Origin of the sequence: Montanilutibacter psychrotolerans, assembly GCF_003719825.1 — a bacterium.
GTDB lineage: Bacteria > Pseudomonadota > Gammaproteobacteria > Xanthomonadales > Xanthomonadaceae > Montanilutibacter > Montanilutibacter psychrotolerans.
This window is the reverse complement of sequence record NZ_RIBS01000004.1, coordinates 115487-137915: the sequence shown is the minus strand read 5'-3', so window position 1 is coordinate 137915 and position 22429 is coordinate 115487. Positions and strand designations below refer to the sequence as shown.

Annotated in this window: 14 protein-coding genes and 1 pseudogene; 9 read left to right on the top strand and 6 right to left on the bottom strand. The window is 68.4% G+C overall.

All coding sequences use genetic code 11. The features are described from left to right. Nucleotide 1 precedes the first annotated feature (1 nt). Together EER27_RS09755 and EER27_RS09750 are read right to left on the bottom strand one after the other, a co-directional pair. Nucleotides 2-1195, bottom strand: a complete 1194-nt coding sequence (locus EER27_RS09755; protein WP_123087918.1) for an EAL domain-containing response regulator — start codon at nt 1193-1195, stop codon at nt 2-4. A gap of 486 nt (nt 1196-1681) precedes the next feature. After that, nucleotides 1682-2317 carry a tetratricopeptide repeat protein gene (locus EER27_RS09750; RefSeq protein ID WP_123087917.1) on the bottom strand — a complete coding sequence of 212 codons (636 nt, stop codon included), beginning with the start codon at nt 2315-2317 and terminating at the stop codon, nt 1682-1684. Nucleotides 2318-2479: 162 nt separating this feature from the next. Between EER27_RS09750 and EER27_RS09745 the strand changes: the two genes are divergently transcribed. Next, complete coding sequence (locus tag EER27_RS09745; RefSeq protein ID WP_123087916.1) at nt 2480-6190, top strand: indolepyruvate ferredoxin oxidoreductase family protein; 3711 nt, start codon at nt 2480-2482, stop codon at nt 6188-6190. Nucleotides 6191-6354: 164 nt separating this feature from the next. Continuing rightward, nucleotides 6355-9303 carry a bifunctional diguanylate cyclase/phosphodiesterase gene (locus EER27_RS09740; RefSeq protein ID WP_223807264.1) on the top strand — a complete coding sequence of 983 codons (2949 nt, stop codon included), beginning with the start codon at nt 6355-6357 and terminating at the stop codon, nt 9301-9303. Between the two features lie 40 nt (nt 9304-9343). On the opposite strand, the gene EER27_RS09735 is transcribed toward EER27_RS09740, so the two are convergent. From EER27_RS09735 to EER27_RS09720, 3 genes are all read right to left on the bottom strand, one after another. After that, complete coding sequence (locus EER27_RS09735; RefSeq protein ID WP_123087915.1) at nt 9344-10441, bottom strand: serine hydrolase domain-containing protein; 1098 nt, start codon at nt 10439-10441, stop codon at nt 9344-9346. A 181-nt stretch (nt 10442-10622) separates the two neighbouring features. Next, the gene (locus EER27_RS09730; protein ID WP_223807263.1) at nt 10623-12359 is read right to left on the bottom strand and encodes an NAD(P)/FAD-dependent oxidoreductase; all 1737 of its coding nucleotides are present in this window, start codon (nt 12357-12359) and stop codon (nt 10623-10625) included. A gap of 58 nt (nt 12360-12417) precedes the next feature. Continuing rightward, a complete protein-coding gene (locus EER27_RS09720; protein ID WP_123087914.1) occupies nt 12418-13053 on the bottom strand; it encodes a DUF938 domain-containing protein in 636 nt (211 codons plus the stop codon). A 144-nt stretch (nt 13054-13197) separates the two neighbouring features. Between EER27_RS09720 and EER27_RS09715 the strand changes: the two genes are divergently transcribed. From EER27_RS09715 to EER27_RS09685, 7 genes and pseudogenes are all read left to right on the top strand, one after another. Next, nucleotides 13198-15666, top strand: coding sequence for a DEAD/DEAH box helicase (locus EER27_RS09715; protein WP_123087913.1), 2469 nt, complete (start codon nt 13198-13200; stop codon nt 15664-15666). A 139-nt stretch (nt 15667-15805) separates the two neighbouring features. Beyond that, a complete protein-coding gene (locus tag EER27_RS09710) occupies nt 15806-16885 on the top strand; it encodes a ribonuclease H-like domain-containing protein (protein ID WP_123087912.1) in 1080 nt (359 codons plus the stop codon). 64 nt (nt 16886-16949) lie between these two features. Then, complete coding sequence (locus EER27_RS09705) at nt 16950-17300, top strand: I78 family peptidase inhibitor (RefSeq protein ID WP_190285732.1); 351 nt, start codon at nt 16950-16952, stop codon at nt 17298-17300. Between the two features lie 359 nt (nt 17301-17659). Next, nucleotides 17660-17824: pseudogene (locus EER27_RS17595) on the top strand (I78 family peptidase inhibitor); the annotation flags it as partial. A gap of 102 nt (nt 17825-17926) precedes the next feature. Further along, complete coding sequence (locus EER27_RS09695; RefSeq protein WP_123087909.1) at nt 17927-18439, top strand: guanyl-specific ribonuclease; 513 nt, start codon at nt 17927-17929, stop codon at nt 18437-18439. After that, nucleotides 18436-18903, top strand: coding sequence for a barstar family protein (locus EER27_RS09690; protein WP_223807262.1), 468 nt, complete (start codon nt 18436-18438; stop codon nt 18901-18903). The genes EER27_RS09695 and EER27_RS09690 overlap by 4 nt, the downstream gene beginning before the upstream one ends. A 274-nt stretch (nt 18904-19177) precedes the next feature. Next, nucleotides 19178-21037, top strand: a complete 1860-nt coding sequence (locus EER27_RS09685; protein ID WP_223807261.1) for an N-acetylmuramoyl-L-alanine amidase — start codon at nt 19178-19180, stop codon at nt 21035-21037. 60 nt (nt 21038-21097) lie between these two features. Here EER27_RS09685 and EER27_RS09680 read toward each other — a convergent pair whose 3' ends face one another. Next, entirely contained in the window at nt 21098-22366 is a 1269-nt protein-coding gene (locus tag EER27_RS09680; RefSeq protein WP_317843125.1) for a TCR/Tet family MFS transporter, read from the bottom strand. Nucleotides 22367-22429: the final 63 nt, after the last annotated feature.

Below are 22429 nucleotides of genomic sequence, written 5' to 3'. Positions count from 1 at the left end.
GCTACTCGGGACGCCGCCAGCGCCCAAGCGCTGCCTGCAGCTGCTCGGGCGGCACGGGTTGCGAGATCAGATTGCCCTGGGCCATGCCGCAACCCAGCACGGCCAGCATCTGCCAGTCGTCCACCGTTTCCACGCCCTCGGCCACGACCTTGAGGTCGAGCTTGCGGGCGAGGTCGAGGCTGGCTTCCACCACCGCACGCTTGCGCGGCTGCGCGTGCGCGCCCTGCACGAAGCCCTGGTCGATCTTCAGCTCGGTGAACGGGATCTGCGACAACTGCGCGAGCGAGGAATAGCCGGTGCCGAAATCGTCGATCGACAGCCCGAAGCCCTTCAGTCGCAACCGCGCCAGCACCCCGAGCGCGCGTGCGGCATCGGTCATCACCGAACTTTCGGTGATCTCGATCACCACCTCGGACGGGTCCACGCCCTCGTGCTGCACGATCCGCTGGAAGCGGTCGGCCGCAGCGCTCAACGCCAGGGTGGTGGGCGAGACGTTGACCGACAGGTTCAGGCGCAGGCCGGTGCGGTCCCATTCGCGCTTGTGCCGACACGCCTGCTGCAGCATGTGGTCGGTGAGCGCGTCGACCAGGCCTTCGCGCTCGATCAGGCCGATGAAATGCAGCGGTCGGACGATGCGACCGTCGGGGCGGCGCCAGCGCGCCAACGCTTCCACGCCGACCGGTTTGCCGTTGGCGAACTCCACCTGCGGCTGGAACCACGGTTCGATTTCACCCAGGGCGATCGCATCGCGGATGGTGCTCGCGCCGATCACGACCTCTTCGTCGTCTTCGGCGGCCAGCAGGGTGTCGTGGTAGCTGGCCAGCGTGGTGGTGAGTTTGTCGAGCGTCAGTGGTTTCTCGACGCTGCCCAGCACGCGCAGCCCGTAGGCACGCGCCATGGTCTGGACGGTGTTGAGCAGGGCCGGGTCGAGCGCGCTGACCACGACCACCGAGCGGGCGAGGTGGTGCTGGGCGACATGGCCGATGAACTCGATGCCATCCATGCCAGGCATGTCGAGGTCGACCATGACCACGTCGGGCGGTTGCGCACGTCGGCGCAATGATTCCAGCGCGCCGTTGCCGTCGGCGGCCTCGTCGACGCCACTGACGCCCAGCTCCGCGAGCAGCCGCAGCGCCATGCGGCGCTGGAAGCCATGGTCCTCGACCACCATCACGCTGAGAGCCGAAATGGACATCCGAATCCTCTGGCAGGCGCTGCGGATTCCGTGCAGGCGGCAACGCGTCGGCCCCCCACCGTTGGCCCCACTGTAGTCCTGTCGGCGTGGCCATGGAAACGGGCGGGGAACGGTCGCGAGGATCACGTCTGGTCGTCACGGCGAGGGGGCACGACGTGAGGAGAGAGGAGACGGGCGTAGAGTTCCGCCGGCGCTGCCGGTGCACGACGGTCGTGGCACGGGGCGCGGCTTTGCGTCGCGATCGCCTGGCGACCGTGAAGCACGGGGTAGTGTTTCGCGGCGTCGCGATGGCGGGGAAAGAGCGCGGCAACCCGGCGGGATGCGCGATCGCCCGGCGAGCGCACCGATCGCGCGCGTCGGGCGAGGCCCGGGCCGCGACGGTGGTTCCGCGCGGCAGTGAAGCCGGCGGGGGGCGCGAACCGTGAGTCTTGGAGCACGCGCTCCAAACCCGGTCCGGACGCCCTTACCGGTGGGCGTTCGCCGCGTTCAGGGCCAGGTAGGCGGGTTTTCGGCCCAGGCAGCCTGCACTTCGGCCAGCGTGGCGCGTTCGGTGTCGCGCCAGGCGGGCAGCAGCTCGGCGTAGCGCGCCGTGCCGCTCCACTGGCCCGGCTCCGTGCGCACGGCGGCGGCATACCACTGCACTGCCTCGTCCTTGCGATCGAGCTTCCACAGCACCATCGCCAGGGTGGTCGGAATCCAGCCGGCATTGACGCGGCGCGACAGGATCAGGGTTTCCCACTGTGCCAGGGCGGCCGCGGCGTCGCCGCTGCGGTAGAGATCCCAGCCGTAGTTCCACAGCACCGGGCGATACAGCGCATCGCTGGTTTCGAGGTTGCGCACGGTGCGCTCGTAGATCTGGCGACCCAGCTCCGTCCGGCCGCCTTCCATCGCGACGTGGGCCAGCTGGGCGGCCTCGGGAATGGCGCGGGGGTTGCGTTCGACCACCTTGGCCAGCTTTGCCATGGCCGCCTCGCCACTGTCGCGGCTGGCGACGATGTTGCGCTGCGTATTGCTGTCGGCGTCGAAATAGAACTCCACCGGCTTGCCCAGCGATTGGGCCGAAACCGGCAACGCCAGGCTGGCCAGCAGAACACTGGCGGCGAACGAAAAGCGGTCAAACATTGTGGAATCCCCCCGGATGGTTGCTGCGCATGCTAACCCGTACGGGGCTTCGCCGCGGGACGACTGTTACAATTCCGGGGCTTTGCCCGGCGGATTCGCCAGATCGGGCAAGGGTCCTTCCCGCAGCCACGAGGCGGCTCCACGCCGCGCCCGGAGCCACGCATGACCAGCACCGCCGAACTCAGCTCGCCGTCCTCGGCGAACACCTCGCTCACCAACGGGGTCGTCGACAACGACTACACGCTGGACCACAAGTACAGCCGTGAGCAGGGCCGCATCTACCTGAGCGGCGTGCAGGCCCTGGTGCGCCTGCCGCTGATGCAGCGCCTGCGCGACCAGGCCGCGGGCCTGAACACGGCCGGCTTCATCTCCGGCTACCGAGGCAGCCCGCTGGGCGGCTTCGACCTGGAGCTGTGGCGCGCGCGCAAGCACCTGGAAGCGGCCGGTGTGAAGTTCACCCCGGGCCTCAACGAGGACCTCGGCGCGACGATGGTCTGGGGAACCCAGCAGACCAACCTGTTCCCCGGCGCCAAGGTCGAGGGCGTGTACGGCATGTGGTACGGCAAGGGCCCGGGCGTGGACCGCACCGGCGACGTGTTCAAGCACGCCAATGCCGCCGGTACAAGCCGGTTCGGCGGCGTGCTGGCACTGGCCGCCGACGACCACGCCTGCCGCAGCTCCACCCTGCCGCATGGCTCGGAAGACGAGTTCGTCAGCGCGATGATGCCGATCCTGAATCCGGCCGGCGTGCAGGACATCCTCGAGATGGGCGCGATCGGCTGGGCGATGAGCCGCTACACCGGACGTTGGATCGGCTTCAAGACGATCGCCGAGACAGTCGAGTCGTCGGCGTCGATCGACGCCAACCCGCTGGCGCTGCAGATCATCACCCCGGACGACTTCGAGATGCCGGTCGGTGGCCTGAACATCCGTTGGCCCGATCCGCCGATGGACCAGGAGATGCGCCTGCACAAGTACGCGGTCAAGGCCGCGCAGGCGTTCGCGCGGGCCAACCGCATCGACCGCATCGTGATCGATTCGCCGCGCGCGCGCCTTGGCATCGTCACCACCGGCAAGTCGTACCTCGACGTGCTGCAGGCGCTGGAGTACCTGGGCCTGGATGAACAGGCCTGCGCGGACCTGGGCATCCGCGTCTACAAGATCGGAATGACCTGGCCGCTGGAACCGGTGGGTATCGCCAACTTCGCCAAGGGCCTCGAGGACATCGTGGTCGTCGAGGAGAAGCGTGCCTTCATCGAGCGGCAGATGAAGGAGTACATGTACAACTGGTCGCACGGCGCGCGTCCGTCGATCGTCGGCAAGTACGACGAGAGCGGCGAGTGGATCCTGCCCAGCACCGGCGAGTTGACCCCGGCAACGATCGCCGGCGTGATCGGCCGCCGCATCCAGAAGTTCCACGACAGCGAGCAGATCCGCAACGTGCTGCAGTGGATGGCGCAGAAGGAATCCGAGCTGGCCCTGCCGCGTGCGCAGTTTCCGCGCGTGCCGCACTACTGCTCGGGCTGCCCGCACAACACCTCGACGGTGGTCCCGGAAGGTTCGCGCGCGCTGGGCGGCATCGGCTGCCACTACATGGTGACGTGGATGAATCGCGACACCGACACCTTCACCCACATGGGCGGCGAAGGCGTCACGTGGTCGGGGCAGGCGGCGTTCACCGAAACCCCGCACGTGTTCCAGAACCTCGGCGACGGCACCTACTTCCACTCCGGCAGCCTGGCGATCCGCCAGTCGGTCGCCACCGGCGTCAACATCACCTACAAGATCCTCTACAACGACGCGGTCGCGATGACCGGCGGCCAGCCGGTCGACGGCACGCTGAGCGTTCCGCAGATTGCCCACCAGGTGCGCAGCGAAGGCGTGCAGACGATCGTGGTGGTGTCGGACGACATCGCCAAGTGGAACCGTCGCGAGCTGTTCCCCGGCGACATGGAATTCCATGACCGCGAGGAACTCGACGCGGTGCAGAAGCGCCTGCGCGAGGTGAAGGGCACCAGCGTGCTGATCTTTGACCAGGTCTGCGCGACGGAGAAGCGTCGTCGCCGCAAGCGCGGCAAGATGGTCGATCCGCAGAAGCGCGTGATGGTCAATTCGCTGGTCTGCGAAGGCTGCGGCGACTGCGGCAAGAAGTCGTTCTGCGTGTCGGTGCTGCCCAAGGAAACCGAGTTCGGCCGCAAGCGCGACATCGACCAGTCCAACTGCAACAAGGACTACAGCTGCGTCAACGGCTTCTGCCCAAGCTTCGTGACCGTCGAAGGCGGCGCGCTGCGCAAGAAGAAGGGTTCCTCGGCCAAGGACCGCCTGACCGATCTGCCGATGCCGGTGCTGCCGTCGCTCGACCAGCCCTGGAACATCCTGCTGACCGGTGTCGGCGGCACCGGCGTGGTCACCATCGGCGCGTTGCTCGGCATGGCCGGCCACCTGGAAGGCAAGGGCGCCTCGGTGCTCGACCAGACCGGCTTGGCGCAGAAGGGCGGCGCCGTCACCACGCACATCCGCATTGCCCGCACGCCGGCCGACATCCACGCCGTGCGCATCGCCGCGGGCGAGGCCGACCTGGTGCTCGGTTGCGACATGGTGGTGGTCAACGACTACTGGGTGCTGTCGAAGATCCGCGACGGCCGCAGCAAGGTCGTGCTCAACACCTACGAGGCGATGCCGGGCACGTTCACCACGCGTCCGGACATGCAGTTCCCGGCCACCGACATCGTCGCGGCCATCAAGGTCGCGCTGGGCGGCAACGACCCTTACCTGGTCGACGCCACCCAGCTGGCCACCGCGTTGATGGGCGACGCGATCGCCACCAACCTGTTCATCCTCGGCTACGCCTGGCAGAAGGGCCTGGTGCCGATCTCGCTGGACGCGCTGATGCGTGCGGTCGAGCTCAACGGCGCCGCGGTCGAGATGAACAAGACCGCGTTTGCCTGGGGCCGCCTGGCGGTGGTCGACGCCCAGGCCGTGGCCGAAGCCTCCGGGCTGGTGCGCAACGCCCAGACCGCGGCCGAGTCCACCCCGAACGCGCTGCCGATGCTGTCCCCAGGCGAGTGGGAAGGCCACGAGTGGGGCGCCAACGCCGCACCCACCCCGCACAACCACGGCGACGAACTGCGCCACCTGCCCAGCTCCAGCGGCACGGCGGCCACCCACAACGGCGACAACCTCGCGTTCCTGCCGCTCGACGACGCGCGCCTGTCGCGTTCGCTCGACGAGCTGATCAGCCGCCGCGTCGCGTTCCTGACCGACTACCAGGACGCTGCCTACGCGAACCGCTACTCGAGCTTTGTCACTCGCGTGCGCGACGCCGAAGCCAACCGCGCGCCGGGCAGCACCGACCTCACCGAGGCGGTCGCCCGCTACGCATTCAAGCTGATGGCCTACAAGGACGAGTACGAAGTCGCGCGCCTGTATACCAGCGGCGATTTCCAGCGCCGGCTCGAGCAGCAGTTCGATGGCGACTACAAGCTCAAGTTCCACCTTGCGCCGCCGCTGCTGGCCAAGAAGGACGCCAACGGCCGCCTGATCAAGCAGGAGTTCGGGCCGTGGGTGCTCACCGCGTTCAAGTGGATGGCCAAGCTGAAGTTCCTGCGCGGTGGCGCGTTCGACATCTTCGGCAAGACCGAGGAGCGCCGCATGGAGCGCCAGCTGATCGTCGACTACGTCGCCACGATCGAAAGCCTGCTCGGCAAACTCGACAGTGGCAACGTCGACCTCGCCGCGGAAATCGCGTCGATCCCCGAGCACATCCGCGGCTACGGCCACGTCAAGGAAGACCACCTGCACAAGGCCAAGGCCCGCGAGGCCGAACTGCTGAAGGAATGGAGCAACCCGCTGCGGATCGTGCGGACGGCGTGATCGCGCCCGCCTGCCGATGAGGAAAGCCCCGCACCCGCGGGGCTTTTTTCTTTCCGGCTTGCGGCGGTGCCGGGTCCGGGTCGGCCCCGCTCCCCGGCGCCCTGCCGCGTCCTCCACGGGCACTGTGCTAGAGCTTGCGCCTCGAAAGGAAATCGGGTCCCGCCATGGACGTCGGTTCACGCATCGAGGCTTTGCCTGTCATGCCCGCTGCCGACGTCTCGGCGCTGGCATGGATGATGCCGCTGCTGGAGGCCGTCACGCCGCAGGCGGTGGCCCAGGCCGTCAACGCAGCGCTGCACGGGCTCCCCGGCTTCCGGGGCATGAGCATGCTGTGGGGTCTGGACGCCCGCGAAGCGCCCTCGATCGAGCCGCCGCAATCGATCGCCCAGGGCCACCTGGTCGACGACATCGAGCTGGCCCGCGAGGCGCTCGGCGACGAGGTGCCGCGCCTGCTCCATGGCTCGCGGCCACGCCTGGCCATTCCGCTGCCGCGCAGCGAGGCGGTGGTGCTGGTGGACCTGGACTCGCCGCGGCACGTGCAGCCCTTCCTCGATGGCGCCGCCGGTCGCCTGCACGTCATCGACCAGAGACTGCGCAGCGCGCTGGAGATCGTCGCCCTGCACGGCACCATGGCCCGGCTGGAGCACTCCGAGCAGGTGCAGCGCGCGCTGTTCGCGATCTCGGACCTCGCCGGCTCCGATCGCGACATGCCGGACCTGCTGAAGGGCATCCACGCCATCGTCGGCACGCTGATGTACGCCGAGAACTTCTTCATCGTCGGGCTCGACGCCGAGCACGACATGATCCGGTTCCTGTACTTCGTCGATGTCGAAGACCCGCTGCCCGAGGACGTCCGCTTCAGCGAGCGCGAGGGCACACTGACCTGGTACTTGCTGCATGACGGCAAGGCACTGCGCGGCGATTCCGAACAATTGGCCCGGCAGGCGTCCGGGCCGGTGCGCAACGTGGGCACGGACAGTTACGACTGGCTGGGCGTGCCGATGGTGCGCGACGGCGAGGTGCGTGGCGCAGTCGTCGTGCAAAGCTACCAGCCGGGCATCGCGTACTCGGCCGAGGACGAGGCGCTGCTGGAGTTCGTGGGCAGCCACATCCTCACCGCGCTCGATCGCAAGCGCAACCAGGACGACCTGGAACGCAGCGTGCAACAGCGCACGCTGGAGTTGGCCGATGCCAATCGCGGCCTGCAGTTGGAAGTGGTCGAGCGCAAGCGGGCCGAACGCCTGCAGGCCGCGTTGTTCCAGATCGCCCAGCTGGCGACGGCCGACATCACCGAGGAGGCGTTCTACGGCAGCATCCACGACGTCGTCGGCAAGCTGCTCAACGCGAAGAATTTCTTCATCGCCCTGCTGTCGGATGATCATCGCCAGCTGGCGTTCCCGTACTTCGTCGATGAGCTGCAAACCAACCATCCCGCGCGCCCGCTGGGTCGCAGTCTCAGCGAGTACGTGCTGCGCCACGCCAGACCGCTCCTGGTGGACGATCGCAAGCAGGTGGAAGCGCTGATCGAGCAGGGCGAGATCGAGATCGCGCCCGACACCACCGGCCCTGCCGCCAAAAGCTGGCTCGGCGTGCCGCTGGTGCTGGGCGAGGAAGCGTTCGGACTGGTGGCGGTGCAAAGCTACGAGCCGTCCATCGTGTACGGGCCGGCCGACCAGGAGCTGCTCGGCTTCGTCGCCTCGCAGATCGCCAACAGCCTCAATCGCCGGCACGCCGCACAGATCCAGCAACAGGCGTACGCGCACCTGGAGGAGCGTGTGCAGGAGCGCACCCACGAACTTCGCAAGGAGATCCACGAGCGCGAGCGAATCCAGGACCAGCTCGAACACGAGGTGCTGCACGATGCTCTGACCGGCCTGCCCAACCGCAGCCACCTGCGTGGCCGCATCGAACGGGTTCTTGCGCGCCTGCGTGAATCGCCCCATCGCCGCTGCGGTCTGCTCTACCTGGACGTCGACCGTTTCAAGGTGATCAACGACAGCCTCGGCCACCTGGCGGGCGACGAGGTGCTCAAGGAGGTCGCACGCCGCTTGCAGGAATGCGTGCGCGAGCCGGACCTGGTGGCGCGCCTGTCCGGCGATGAATTTGCGATCCTGCTCGAGGACGTGGACGTGCCGGCCACCGCGATCAAGGTTGCTCAGCGGGTGCTGGATGCCATCGGCGTGCCGATGCAGATCGCCGGGAAGACCCTGGAGCCGTCGGCCAGCGTCGGCATCGCGGTCGGCAACGACCACTACCACAATGCCGACGAACTGCTGCGCGATGCCGATACCGCGCTGTACCGCGCCAAGGCGACTGGCCGCAAGCGCTACGAACTGTTCGACGAGACGCTGCAGCGCAGCGCGATCGACGTGCTGGCGATGGAAGGCGAATTGCGCGAGGCGCTGCAGAATGACCGGTTCGTGCCGCACTTCCAGCCGATCGTGCGGCTGGACGATGGCGGGCTGGTTGGCCACGAGGCGTTGCTGCGCTGGGTCCACCCGGTGCGTGGCCTGCTGGGGCCACCGGACTTCCTTCAGGTGGCCGAAGACAGCGGCAGCATCGAGGCGATCGACTGGCGCATGTTCGAGCTGAGCTGCACGCTGGCCACGCGATTTCCGGAAGACACCTACATGTCGATCAACGTCGCTCCGCGGCATTTCCGCGGCGATGATTTCGACGTGCGGTTGCTTGCCGTCGTGCGGGACAGCGGACTGGCACCGTCGCGATTGCTGATCGAAGTCACCGAGGGCTCGTTGCTGGACAACCCCGTGCGGGTCCGCGCGACGCTCGACCGCCTGCAGGCGCAAGGCGTGGGCGCGGCGCTCGACGACTTCGGCACCGGCTACTCCTCGCTCAGCTACCTGCACACGTTCCCGCTGCGGATGCTGAAGATCGATCGCACATTCGTCGCGGCGCTGGGCGAAGAAGGCAAGGACAACAGTGCCTTGGTGATCGCCGCCGTGCTGGCACTGGCCCGCGCGCTGGGCATGGGCGTGGTGGCCGAAGGCATCGAATCCACCGAGCAGCGGCAGGCGCTGCTGGCGTTGGGATGCGAGTTTGGCCAGGGCCATCTGTTCGGTCGGCCGGCGCCGATCGAACACTGGCTCGACTAGGCAGGCCCGGGCCATCGTGGCGCCGGGCGCGGCAGCGGGCCTACGGAGCGGTAAGCGCCGCCATCGCCAGCGCCGCGGCGATGTCGCCCGGTCCGGTCGACTGGCCGGCACCGTCGTGGTTCTGAAGCACCACCACGCTGACGTCGGCGCCCGGCACGTAGATCAGCATTGCCGAGAATCCGTTGATGCTGCCGCCATGGTTGATCACGTCCAGGCCCTCGACGTTGTCGATGCGCAGGCCGAAGCCGTAACCCGCCGCCGCTGCCGCGCCAGTGGGCGTGATCATCTGCCGGTAGCTGCCATCGCGCAGCACGCGTCCTTCGTGCAGCGCACGGTTCCACGTCTGCAGGTCATCGACCGTGGACACCAGCGCGCCGGAGGCGTGTGGCTGGGTCATGCTCAGCGGCCGTGCCGGACGGGTGCGGTCGCCAACCTGCGTGTAACCATCGACCGTCAGCAGGGCCACCAGCGGGTTGGCTCCGTAGCCGGTGTGGCGCATGCCCAGCGGCGCGAACAGGGACTGTTGCAGGTACTGGTGCCACGGCTTGCGGGTGACCGATTCGATCACCGCACCGATCAGCACGTAACCCGAGTTGCTGTACTTCCACTGCGCGCCCGGCGCGAAGTCCACCGGCAGGTCGTCGAACACCTCCAGTCCCGCCGTGCTGATGGGGCGACGGATCGGTCCGTCCATGTAGCCGGGAATGGCGGTGTAGTTGGCCACGCCGGAGGTGTGGTTGAGCAGTTCGCGCACGCGAATCGTCTCACCGCCGGGGTAGTCGGGCAGGTAGCGCGACAGCGGATGGTCCAGGCCCACGCGGCCGTCCTCGACCAGCTTGAGCAGGCCGGCGGCTGCGAACTGCTTGGTCAGCGAACCGATCCGGAACATGCGGCCGGGCGTCAGCGGGATGTCGAAGTCGAGGTTGGCGTCGCCGCGCGCGCCGCGGTAAAGCACCTCGTCTCCGCGCGCTACCAGTACGGCGGCACCGAAGCCGTCGTCGCGGTACGCGCTGGCAAGCAGTTGCTCGGCGTAGCGGGTGACCTGGTCCTGTGCCGGTGTGGCGCAAACGGGTGCCGACGCGAGGCTGGCGGTAGCGAGGGCGGAGGCAAGCAGGGCGGTTCGGGCGATGGCGTCCATGCGGTTTCCAATGAGGTGGAGGGCATTGGCGCGAAATCCGTTTCGCGAGCCGCAAACATCGCGCCGTGAGCGGCAGATGTTAGGCGCGTGCGTCACCACCGCGCCAGCGGGCGGAGGGTCGGCAGGTCACGTACCGGCCGATCCGCCGGCACGCCGGTGCGCCCGGACGGCGCACGGTGCCTCAGTCGGCAGCGCCGACGATGCTCATGGCCACCGCCTCGGCGGCCTTGATGCCGTCCACGCCCGCCGACAGGATGCCGCCGGCGTAGCCCGCGCCTTCACCGGCGGGAAACAGCCCGCGCGTATTGAGGCTGTGTCCGTCGCCACCGCGCGTGATCCGCACTGGCGACGAGGTGCGTGTTTCCACGCCGGTCAGCACCGCGTCGTGCATCGCGAAGCCGCGGATCTGTTTCTCGAATGCCGGCAACGCCTCGCGGATCGCATCGATCGCGTAGCGAGGCAGCGACTCGTCCAGATTGCCCAGGCGCACGCCCGGCGTGTACGACGGCAACACCGCGCCGAACGTCGTTGACGCACGGTTGGCGATGAAATCGCCAACCAGCTGCCCCGGTGCCTCGTACTCGCCGCCGCCCAGAACGAACGCCTGGCTCTCCCAGTGGCGTTGCAGCGCGACGCCGGCCAGCGGGCCATCGCCGTACGCGGCGTAGTCCTCCGGTGCGATTCCCACCACGATGCCGGCATTGGCGTTGCGCTCGTTGCGCGAGTACTGGCTCATGCCATTGGTGACCACGCGCCCCGGCTCGCTGGCCGCGGCTACCACGGTGCCACCCGGGCACATGCAGAAGCTGTAGACCGAACGCCCGTTGCCGGCGTGGTGCACCAGCTTGTAGTCGGCCGCGCCGAGCAGCTCGTGGCCGGCCTGTGGTCCGAATCGCGCCTGGTCGATCAGCGACTGCGGGTGTTCGATGCGAAAGCCGATCGAGAAGGGCTTGGCTTCGACGAACACGCCGCGCTCGTGCAGCATCGCGAAGCTGTCGCGCGCGCTGTGGCCCAGCGCCATCACCACGTGGTCCGCGCGAAGCTGACTGCCGTCGGCGAGCGTCACGCCGCGCACGTGGCGCGTGCCGGTGGCGTCGGTTTCCACCAGCAGGTCGTCGACGCGGCTGCTGAATCGGATCTCGCCGCCCAGCGACTCGATCGTCGCGCGCATGTTCTCCACCATCGTCACCAGCCGGAAGGTGCCGATGTGCGGCTTGCTGACGTAGAGGATCTCCTCGGGCGCGCCTGCGCTGACGAACTCGGTCAGCACCTTGCGACCGTGGTGCAGCTTGTCGGTGATCTGGCTGTGCAGCTTGCCGTCGGAGAACGTGCCTGCGCCGCCCTCGCCGAACTGCACGTTGGATTCGGGGTTGAGGATCTTCTTGCGCCACAGGCCGAAGGTATCGACCGTGCGTTCGCGTACCGCCTTGCCGCGCTCGAGGATGATCGGCCGAAAGCCCATCTGCGCCAGCACCAGCCCGGCGAACAGGCCGCACGGCCCCATGCCCACCACAATCGGACGCAGCGCCAGGTCGGCCGGCGCACGCGCCACGAACCGGTACGTGGTGTCCGGTGTGGCGATCAGCTTGCTGGTGTTGATGGCACGTGCCACGGCCTCGGGGATGCCGGCCTGGCCCTTGGCGTGCTTGCCGCGCGGCGGCGACTTGCCGGTCGGATCGCCGGGGCCACCGTCGCTTGCGGTCTGTTCGCGCTGCAGCAGTTCGGCCTCGCGTGGCGTGTCCACATCGACCGCATAGATCAGCGTGATGGCGCCGCGCTTGCGTGCGTCGTAGCCGCGTCGTGCCACGGTGTAGCCGGTCAGGTCGGCATCGGCGATGCCCAGCCGGACCCGAATCGCCTCGCGCAGCGCGCCCTCGGCATGGTCCAGCGGAAGCTTGATATCGGTCAGTCGGAGCATGCGCGGGTTTCCGTGAGGCCGGACATTTTAGCGTCTGCCAGACCCCGGCAACGGTCCCTCATTCCAGTACGCGACGCCACACTAGGCATCGGTTGTTGGCGGGCATCGCGACATCCTCGATCAATCGCAGGCCGATGGTGCGGGCCAATGCGTCCACGGACTCGAAGTCGCGGATCCCGGAACGCGCATCGCGCGCCTTCAGCCAGCCATCGAACTCGCGATTGCTGTCGCTGCTGTAGGCGCCGCCGTAGTTGAACGGCCCGTAGACCACCACGGTAGCGTCGGCGGCCAGCATCGTCGCCAGTCCGGCAAAAAACGCCTCGACCTCGCTCCAGCCCAGGATGTGCAAGGTGTTGGCACTGAAGGCGGCGTCGAACCGCGATGGATCCGATCCGACGTCGGCAGGTGCTGCCGAGATTCGCGGCCAGGGCCGCATCGCGACGTCCAGTTCCTGCGGCGAGGGCGTGTTGGCCAGGTGCGCCTCCTCCAGCCACAGGCGGATGCCCGGCAGGTTCTCGGCACGATCCGAGCACTGCCAGCTCAGCCATGGCATCGCCGCGGCGAAATGCACGGCGTGCTGTCCGGTGCCCGAGCCGATCTCCAGCACCCGATGGCGATGGGCAAAGTGCGTGCGCAGCACGGCCAGGATGGGGTCGCGATTGCGGTCGCAGGAAGGGGCGTGGGGTTTGTCCATGGACGGATGATCCAGCGATCGACGCCGCACGCAAGCCGTGCGTGCGGGCGTGAGGGCAGGGCGGCACGGCAGTCGACCGCGTCCACCCGTCTCATCGGGTGAGACGGGCCCCGGTTCAACTGCGCGCATCGAGGGGAGTAACGCATGGCACCGGGGCAGGCACTCGCGCGACAGATTGAGGACGAATTGGCGTTGTTGCCACCGGACGGTGTTGCGGCGGCGACGCGCGATGGCGTCGCGCGCGGCGGCGACGGTGCAGCGCTGACGCGGGCGTTGTCACGCCGCTACCGGGACCGCATCACCGGCAGTTTCACGATTCCCGGGCGCGAGGGCGCCTATTCACCGATCCCCGACGACGTGCCCCAGGCACTGAAATCGGCGCTGCGCGCGCGCGGGATCGAATCGCTGTACAGCCACCAGGCGCAGGCATGGCGGGCGGCAGTGCGTGGCGAAAACGTCGCGATCGTCACACCCACCGCTTCGGGCAAGTCGCTGTGCTACACGCTGCCGGTGGTGGCTGCGGCGATGGGGCCAGCGCGCGCCAAGGCGTTGTTCCTGTTTCCGACCAAGGCGCTGGCGCAGGACCAGGTGGCGGAGTTGCTGGAACTCAATCGCGCCGGCGACCTGGGCGTGAAGGCCTTCACGTTCGATGGCGACACGCCCGGCGATGCGCGGCAGGCGATCCGCCTGCACGGCGACATCGTGGTGTCGAACCCGGACATGCTGCACCAGGCGATCCTGCCGCACCACACCAAGTGGGCCCAGTTCTTCGAAAACCTGCGTTACGTGGTCATCGATGAGATCCACACCTATCGCGGTGTGTTCGGCAGCCACGTCACCAATGTGCTGCGTCGGCTCAAGCGCATCTGCGCGTTCTACGGCGTGCGTCCGCAGTTCATCCTGTGCTCGGCAACCATCGGCAACCCGCGCGAGCACGCGCAGGCGTTGATCGAGGACGCCGTGCACGCGATCACCGATTCCGGTGCGCCCACCGGCGACAAACACGTGCTGCTGTGGAACCCGCCGATGGTCAATGCTGACCTCGGCCTGCGCGCGTCGGCGCGATCGCAGAGCAACCGCATTGCGCGCATCGCGATCCGCTCCGGCCTGAAGACGCTGGTGTTCGCCCAGACGCGGTTGATGGTCGAGGTGCTGACCAAGTACCTCAAGGACGTGTTCGATCACGATCCGCGCAAACCCGCACGCATCCGCGCCTACCGCGGCGGCTACCTGCCCACCGAGCGCCGCGCGGCCGAGCGCGACATGCGCGACGGGCGCATCGACGGAATCATCTCGACATCGGCGCTGGAGCTTGGCGTCGATATCGGCAGCCTCGACGTGGTGGTGCTCAACGGCTACCCCGGCACCGTCGCGGCGACGTGGCAACGCTTCGGTCGCGCCGGGCGCCGCCAACGACCGAGCCTGGGCGTGCTGGTCGCCAATTCGCAGCCACTCGACCAGTACGTGGTGCGGCACCCGGACTTCTTCGCCGATGCATCGCCCGAGCACGCGCGCACCGCGCCGGACCAGCCGCTGGTGCTGTTCGATCACATCCGCTGCGCGGCGTTCGAGTTGGCGTTCAACGTGGGCGAGATGTTCGGTCCGATCGAGCCGGAGGTGTACCTGGAGGCGCTGGCCGAGACCGAAGTACTGCATCGCGAGGGCGAACGCTGGGAGTGGATCGCCGACAGCTATCCGGCCAACGCGGTGTCGCTGCGCTCGGTGGCAGATGGCAACTTCGTGGTGGTAGATCGCACCGACGGTCGTCAGACGATCATTGCCGAGGTCGACTACTCCGCTGCCGCACTGACCCTGTACGAGGGCGCGATCCACATGGTGCAGTCGACGCCCTACCAGGTCGAGAAGCTTGACTGGGAAGGCCGCAAGGCATTCGTGACGCGCACGCACGTCGACTATTACACCGACTCGATCGACTACACCCGGCTGAAGGTTCTGGAGCGCTTCGATGGCTGTGCGGCGGGCTGCGGCGACGCGCACCACGGCGAAGTCCACGTGGTGCGACGCGTCGCCGGCTACAAGAAGATCCGCTACTACACGCACGAGAACATCGGCTACGGCCCGGTCAACCTGCCCGACCAGGAGCTGCACACCACCGCGGTCTGGTGGCAGCTGCCACAGGCCGTGTTGCTGGCGTGGTTTTCCGGCAAGCACGACGCGCTCGATGGCTTCCTCGGCGCGGGGTATGCGCTGCACGTGGTGGCCACGGTGGCGGTGATGGCCGACGCGCGCGATCTGCAGAAGTCGGTGGGCAACGGCGACGGCGCCTGGTTTGCAACCGCCGACGAGAGCGGCCGCGGCCAGGTGCGCGGTGGCGACGGCAACGCGCTGGTGATCGCGGAGCTGCAGCAGTTCGTGCCGACGGTGTACCTGTACGACAACTTCCCCGGCGGTGTGGGTCTCAGCGAACCGCTGTGGACGCGGCAGGAGGAACTGCTGCGGCGCGCGATCGAGCTGGTGGAAGGGTGCGACTGCCGCGCCGGTTGTCCGGCGTGCGTGGGGCCCGTCCTGGCCGTGGACGAGAACCGCGAAGATGTCGCGACGCCGAAGGCGTTGGCGCGACGCGTGCTGGGCCTGCTGGCGGCCTCGGCGTGAGCGCCGCGGCACGCCATCGCCGGGTGCGCGCGCGTGGTTGCGTCGGCTCCCGCGCCTTCCGTCGTGTTCCCGCCGGGCGATGGGTTGCCTTTGCTGCGGCCACGCGCAACGCGATGCGCTCCGGCCTGGCGGGAGCGCCATGAGCGTCACGATCGAACGACTGCGCGCGCTCAAGCGGCAAGCCGGTGGCACCGCACCTGCCGCGCACGACCGCTCCGACGGGGCGGCCGAGGCGAGGCCGCCAGGCGTCGCGCCATCGCGTTCGAGTTCGCCGGCGTCGCGTGCGGCTCTGCCGACGCGATTCCTTGCGCGCGCCGATGACGCGCAGGCGTCGTTGCCTGCGTCGACGCTGTCGCACGGTGCGGCGTTCACCGCGCACGTTCTGCCAGGCGCCGGCGCAGCGCCCGGCAACGACGCTTCTACCGCACGCGGCGGCAGTGCACCCGATCCCATGGCCGCGCTGCGCCGTCTGCTCGAAACCCGCGGGCGACGACCCACGCCGCCACCCGTCACGCGTGGGCCGATCGATCGCCACCTGCCCGGCGAGGAGATCGCGCCGGGCCTGCGCCTGATCGAGACACGCCAGCCGTTCGACGTTCCCCCCGCATTGTCGCTGGCGTTCGCGCGACGCGAGGGCCAGATCAACCCGCGCGACGTGCTGTTCTTCGACACGGAAACCACCGGGCTGGCCGGCGGCACCGGCACGCGCGCCTTCATGATCGGTGCTGCCGATTGGCACCACGACCCCGATCGGGGCGACACGCTGCGCGTACGCCAGCTGCTCATCACCACGATGGCGGCCGAGCCGGCGATGCTGGCGGCGTTTGCGCAATGGCTGCGACCGGACACCGTGCTGTGCAGCTACAACGGGCGCAGCTACGACGCACCGCTGCTGAAGACGCGCTACCGGCTTGCGCGCCAGGGCGATCCGATTGGCCTGCTCGACCACCTCGACCTGCTGCATCCGACCCGCCGTCGCTACCGCGGGCGCTGGGAGAACTGCCGGCTCGCGACGATCGAGCGCGAACTCCTGCGGATCGTGCGCGAGGACGATCTGCCCGGCTCGCAGGCGCCTGCCGCTTGGCTGCAGTACCTGCGCGGCGGTGCCGCGACCAACCTGGGCCGCGTCGCGGCGCACAACCACCAGGACGTGGTGACGCTGGCGCGGCTGCTGCTGCGGCTGGTGGTCGCACAGGCCGATGCGGACGCCGCCACCTGAGCCGTTGACGCCACGCACACCACGTCGCCCCCACGCTGCGGGCGTCCTGCAACGGAGCTACGCCATGTCTGTTCCGAGTCGAGACGAAGGCCACCCGCCGGGTTTGGATGGGAGTCGCTCACCCGTGCTTCCCGTCGCGGTGTTGCTACTGTCGATGGGGGCATGCGCCGCGCTGCCGATCGACGAGGCGACCGCGCCACCGCCGCAGGCCGGCGCCTGCCACGCGGACGGCGCACGCTCCGTCATGGGCCTCTCGCCGACGCGGGACGTGGTCGAGCTGGCACGCGTGGATTCGCGCAGCCGCACGGTGCGGGTGATCCGCCCCGGCGACGCGGTCACCCAGGATTACAGCGGCGACCGCCTGAACCTCGAGGTGAACGATCGCGGTGCGATCACCGGCGCGTATTGCGGGTAGGTGGCGTGGTGTGGCCGAGCGTGCGGGCTCGGCGGACGACGGTGGCGTGAGTCACCCGGCGCCGTGAGTCGGCACGAGGTCAATGACGTCACGTGGCAGCTTGCCGCGCGGTCAGCGGCGGTTGTGCACGATCGCGCACGATGACGCGGCCATCGCGGTTTGCGATGGCTCCGGCGCGGCCCGGCGCCGCCATCACTCAAGGAGTCACCATGTCCCGAACCCTGTCGCTGCCCATCTCGCTGGTCCTTGTCGCATTGGCCGGTTGCGCCAGCAACGGCGCGCCACCTGCGTCACCCGATGCGCCGCCCGTGGCGGGCGTGTCCTGCAACGCCGATGCGGCACGTGCCGGTGCACTGGGCAAGGTCGCCAGCGCGGACGTCGTGCAGCGCGCCGGCGACGCGGCCGGTGCACGAAACGTGCGCGTGCTCAAACCCGGCCAGATGGTGACGATGGAGTACCTGGAAGGGCGCCTCAACATCGACGTCGACGACAACAACGTCGTGACCAACCTGCGCTGCGGCTGAGGATTCCCGAGCGCGAAGGTCGACCCGCAATGGCCCGCACGCGTCAGGCCATTGCGGTGTCGCTGCGGCTAGACTTTGTCCCTCCCCACGGCAGGCATCCGCATGCGCGGCAATCGCAATCTCCTGGTGGTCGGTGTCGCGCTGCTGATCGGTCTGTGGTTCTGGACGCAATCGCCGCGCCAAGGCGACGCGCCGCCGTTGCCGACCGTGTACGGCAGCGGCTCGCCGTCGACCGATACCGGCGTGCCGTCCGGGCGGCAGGCAAGCGCGGATGGCCACGTGGCGCGCGGCGATGCGCGTGGCGTGGTCCGCACCACCACCGATTACCCCGCATTCCTGCCTCGGGAAGCGCACGCCGTGCTCGATGCGATCGCTCGCGGCGGCCCCTACGCGCATCGTCAGGACGGCGTCGTGTTCCAGAACCGCGAAGGCCGTCTGCCGAGGCAGGCGCGCAGCTACTACCGTGAGTTCACCGTCGACGCGCCCGGCTCGCGCGATCGTGGTGCGCGTCGGATCGTCACCGGCGGCGACCCGCCGGTCGACTATTTCTACACCGACGATCACTACCGCAGCTTCCGTCGTTTCGAACCAACGCGTGCACAGGTGCGGCAATGAATCCCAACGATCCCACCGACGCGCAGCCCTCCGAACCGGTCGAGCCGGTGCAGGACCTGCACGCGTTGCTGGCCGACGGCGAGCAGGCGGGCGCGTACTTTGTCGCCGACAGCGACACCGCGGCGATGGCCGAAGCCGGAGCCGCGTTGGGTTTCGCGGTGGTGCGCATCGACCTGGCGGGCTGCACGGACAAGGACGCGGTGCTGGCGCGTTTCGCGCAGGCGTTGCAGTTCCCGGAATGGTTCGGCGGCAACTGGGATGCACTGGCCGATGCACTGGCCGATCTGTCGTGGCTGCCGGCGCCGGGCTACCTGCTGCTGATCGAACACCCGGCCCCGTTCGGCGAAGCCGCCGGTGACGAGTTCGAGGTCCTGCTGGAGATCCTCAACGAAAGCGCGTTGCGCTGGGCCGACCACGGCAGCGCGATGTGGGCGCTGCTGCCCACGCCGGTGCAAGCGGACTAGACCCACAGCCGCCCCACGGCCCGCCATACCGTTTCGCCCGATCGCGTTTGGGTGCACTGCCGCATCGGCGGTGGTCCTCCGACGGACGGCATCCGCCACGGCCCGCTTCGGCCGGGGCTTTTGCGGATCGCATCACAAAAATTGAATATTCCAGCTTTGTGCTTACTCGGAATAGTCATTCCGAAAGCGTAGAACGTCCGGCGCAGGGGGCTGTTTCGACACTGGGGGTTCAAGGACGATGAAGCGCCATTCGGTTCGTTTGTTGACTGCAGTCATGGGTTGCCTGCTCGCCTCGATGGCCGTGGCAGGCGATGTATCCGGGCAGGAGCAGGCACTCGACGCCCGGCTCAGGGTGGAGGAAGCCAGCTTGCGTCCGCAGCGGCTGGCCTTCCAGGGCTACTTCCGCGAGGCGTACGCGCGATACCCGGCGATTCCGGCCGGCACGCTGGAAGCGATCGCGTTCGTGCAGAGTCGCTGGCTGCACCTGCAGCCCGGCACCGCGCAGGCGGAAAGCCACCTGCACATGCCGCTGGCGCACGGCGTGATGGGCCTGTACGCGGGCGGCGGATTTGCCGATCAGGTCGGCGACGCCGCGCGCCTGCTCGGCGTGCCGGCCGCGCAGATCAAGCGCAACGCGCGGCTCAACGTGTTCGCCGCGGCGGCATTGCTTGATCGGGAAATCCGGAAGGACGCCGGCCTGGTCGTGCGTCCGACCACGGAGGCCATCCGGCCGGCACTCGCGCGCTACGCCGGCTTTTCGCCGTCGCCACGCAAGAGCCAGGTCGAGGACTACGCCCGCACCAGCTTCGCGTTCGACGTGCTGCTTGCGCAGGACCGCGGAATCAACGATCGCGGCGTCGTCGTTCCCGAGCGCGCGATCGCGTGGGAGCGGGCCTTCGCCCCGCAGCAGCTGATCACCCTGCGCGCGCCGTTGGTGCGCCTGGACGTCACGCGCGATCGCATCGAGACCGCGAACTACACGCTCGATCCGCGCAGCGAGACGCTGGTGGCGAAGGCCCCCCAGCCCGCACTGGCGACACCCGGCGTCGCGCGCGCGCAACCGGCCACCGACGTGGGCATCCTGAGCACCGACTACGGCCCCGCACTGTGGGTTGCATCGCCGTACTACCACGCCCGCAGTTCCTACAGCTCCGTCACCATCCACACCGCGCAGGGCAGCTATGCCGGCACGATCTCGTGGTTCAGGAGCAACCCGTACAGCGTCAGCGCGCACTACGTGATCCGCAGCTCGGATGGCCAGGTGACGCAGATGGTGCGCAATGCCAATGCCGCCCACCACGTCGGCGCGCACAACGGCACCACACTGGGCATCGAGCACGAGGGCTACGTCAACAACAGCTCCTGGTACACCACGGCGATGTACAACAGCTCGGCCGCGCTGGTGCGCAACTTCTGCTCGAAGTACTCGGCGATCAGCTGCGCGAACGCCTACAACGGTCCCGCGCACAGCGGCGTGGTGGTGCTGCCCACCTCCGTCGATGTCAAAGGCCACCAGCATTACAGCAGCCAGGACCACACCGACCCGGGCATCAACTGGAACTGGAGGCACTACTACACGCTGCTGAACCCGACGTCGGGCACCACCACCATCCTGGATACCTTCGAGAGCAGTGTCGGCCATTTCACTACCGGCCCGGCGTACTCGGGCAGCACCACCGGCATTGCCGCCACCTCGAGTGCGACACGCGACTGCAGCATCCGCAAGGGCGGCAGCTGCTCGTTGCGGGTGCTGCTGAAGGACAACACGGCCAGCTCGGCGGCATGGGCGGTGCGGTTGCTGTCTGGCACCGGCAACCCGGGCAGCAACACCGCGTTGACGCGCGCCAACGGGCAGGTCGGGTTCTGGGTGTACGCGGCAGGCAGCGGTATCAGCGTGGGGCTGGGCATCGACGATAGCGACGGCACCGAACGGTCGACCAGCAAGGCGCTAGCGGCCAACGCGTGGACCTGGGTGTCGTGGTCGCTCACCGACGCGGGGCAGTGGAACGCGTGGGTCAACGGCAACGGCGCCATCACGGCCAGCTCGGTCAAGCTCGACGCGATCTGGCTGTACCGCGCGCAGACCGCGTACGACGTCAACGTCTACGTCGACGACGTTCGCGCCAGCCACTGACCACCGTCCGACACGGCACCGGCCTCTCCCGTCAGCGGGAGGGGCCGGGCCAGGGAGCGGTCATTCGGTCGCGGCCCCGGCGCCATCCGGGATCGACGTCGCCGGTCCGATGCGCGCGTAGCGCCAGGCGATCGCGACGCCGAACGACAGCAGCGCGGCGGCGATCAGGAACGGCGCGCCCGGCAGTGGGCGCGGCGAGTGCGGACCGATGAAGAAGCCGAAACTGCCGGCAAACAACGCCGGGCCGAGAATGCCGGCCAGGCTGATCAGGCCCATCAACGCACCCTGGATGCGGCCCTGCACATCGGCGCCGACCTGGCGCGTGATCAGCGCTTGTGTGGCTGGGCTGGCGATCGCCCACAACGCGCTGACCGGAATGCCCAGCAGGAACATCCAGCCCAGGTCGGCAAACGCGTAGACGACGAAGCCCGCCACGCCGCAAGTCAATCCGAACAGCAACGCGCGTCGTTCGCCGATGCGCTTCACCACGCGACCCACCAGCAGGACGTTGACGATCACGCTGCACACGCCGACCGCCGCCAGCACCCAGCTGACCTCCAGCGGACCCCACTGGTACCGGAAGTCGGCAAACAGCACGAAAACGCTGGGGTACACGTAGTGCGCCAGATTGGCGATGAACACCACCGCCGCCAGACCAAACACCTGCGGGTAACGCTTGAGCAGTACCAGCGATCCCAGCGGGTTGGCGTGGGACCAGTCAAAGCGCGCGCTGCGCTTTTCGACCGGCAGCGATTCGGGCAGCACGAACCAGCCGTACAGGAAGTTCACCAGCGCCAGTCCAGCGGCAAACCAGAACGGCAGACGAAGGTCGAACGCGCCAAGCTGCCCGCCGATCAGCGGGCCGATGATGAAACCCAGGCCGAACGCCGCGCCGATCATGCCGAAACTCTTGGCACGGTGCTGGGGTTCGGTGACATCGGCGATGTAGGCATTGGCCGTACTGAAGCTGGCCGAGGTCATGCCGGAGATCATGCGGCCCACCAGCAGCCACGGCAGCGAATTCGCCAGCGCCATGAAGATGAAGTCCAGGCCCAGTCCGAGGCAGGACAGCAGGATCACCGGCCGGCGTCCGTAACGGTCCGACAGCGCTCCCTGGATCGGTGAGCAGACGAACTGGATCACCGCGAACACGGTGCCGAACACACCGACCCAATAGGCCGCGTGCACGGTATCGCCGCCGGCGAACTGTTCGATCAGGTGCGGCAGCACAGGGATGATCAATCCGAACGACAGCACGTCGATCAGCACGGTGATGAAGATGAAAGTGAGCGCGGCCTTGCGCGCGCGCGGAACGATCGATTCGGTCACGTCGGGAAGCACGGCGGGAGCAGGACGGCGAGTCTACCTGCGCGCGCTTGGTGCGAGGAGCGC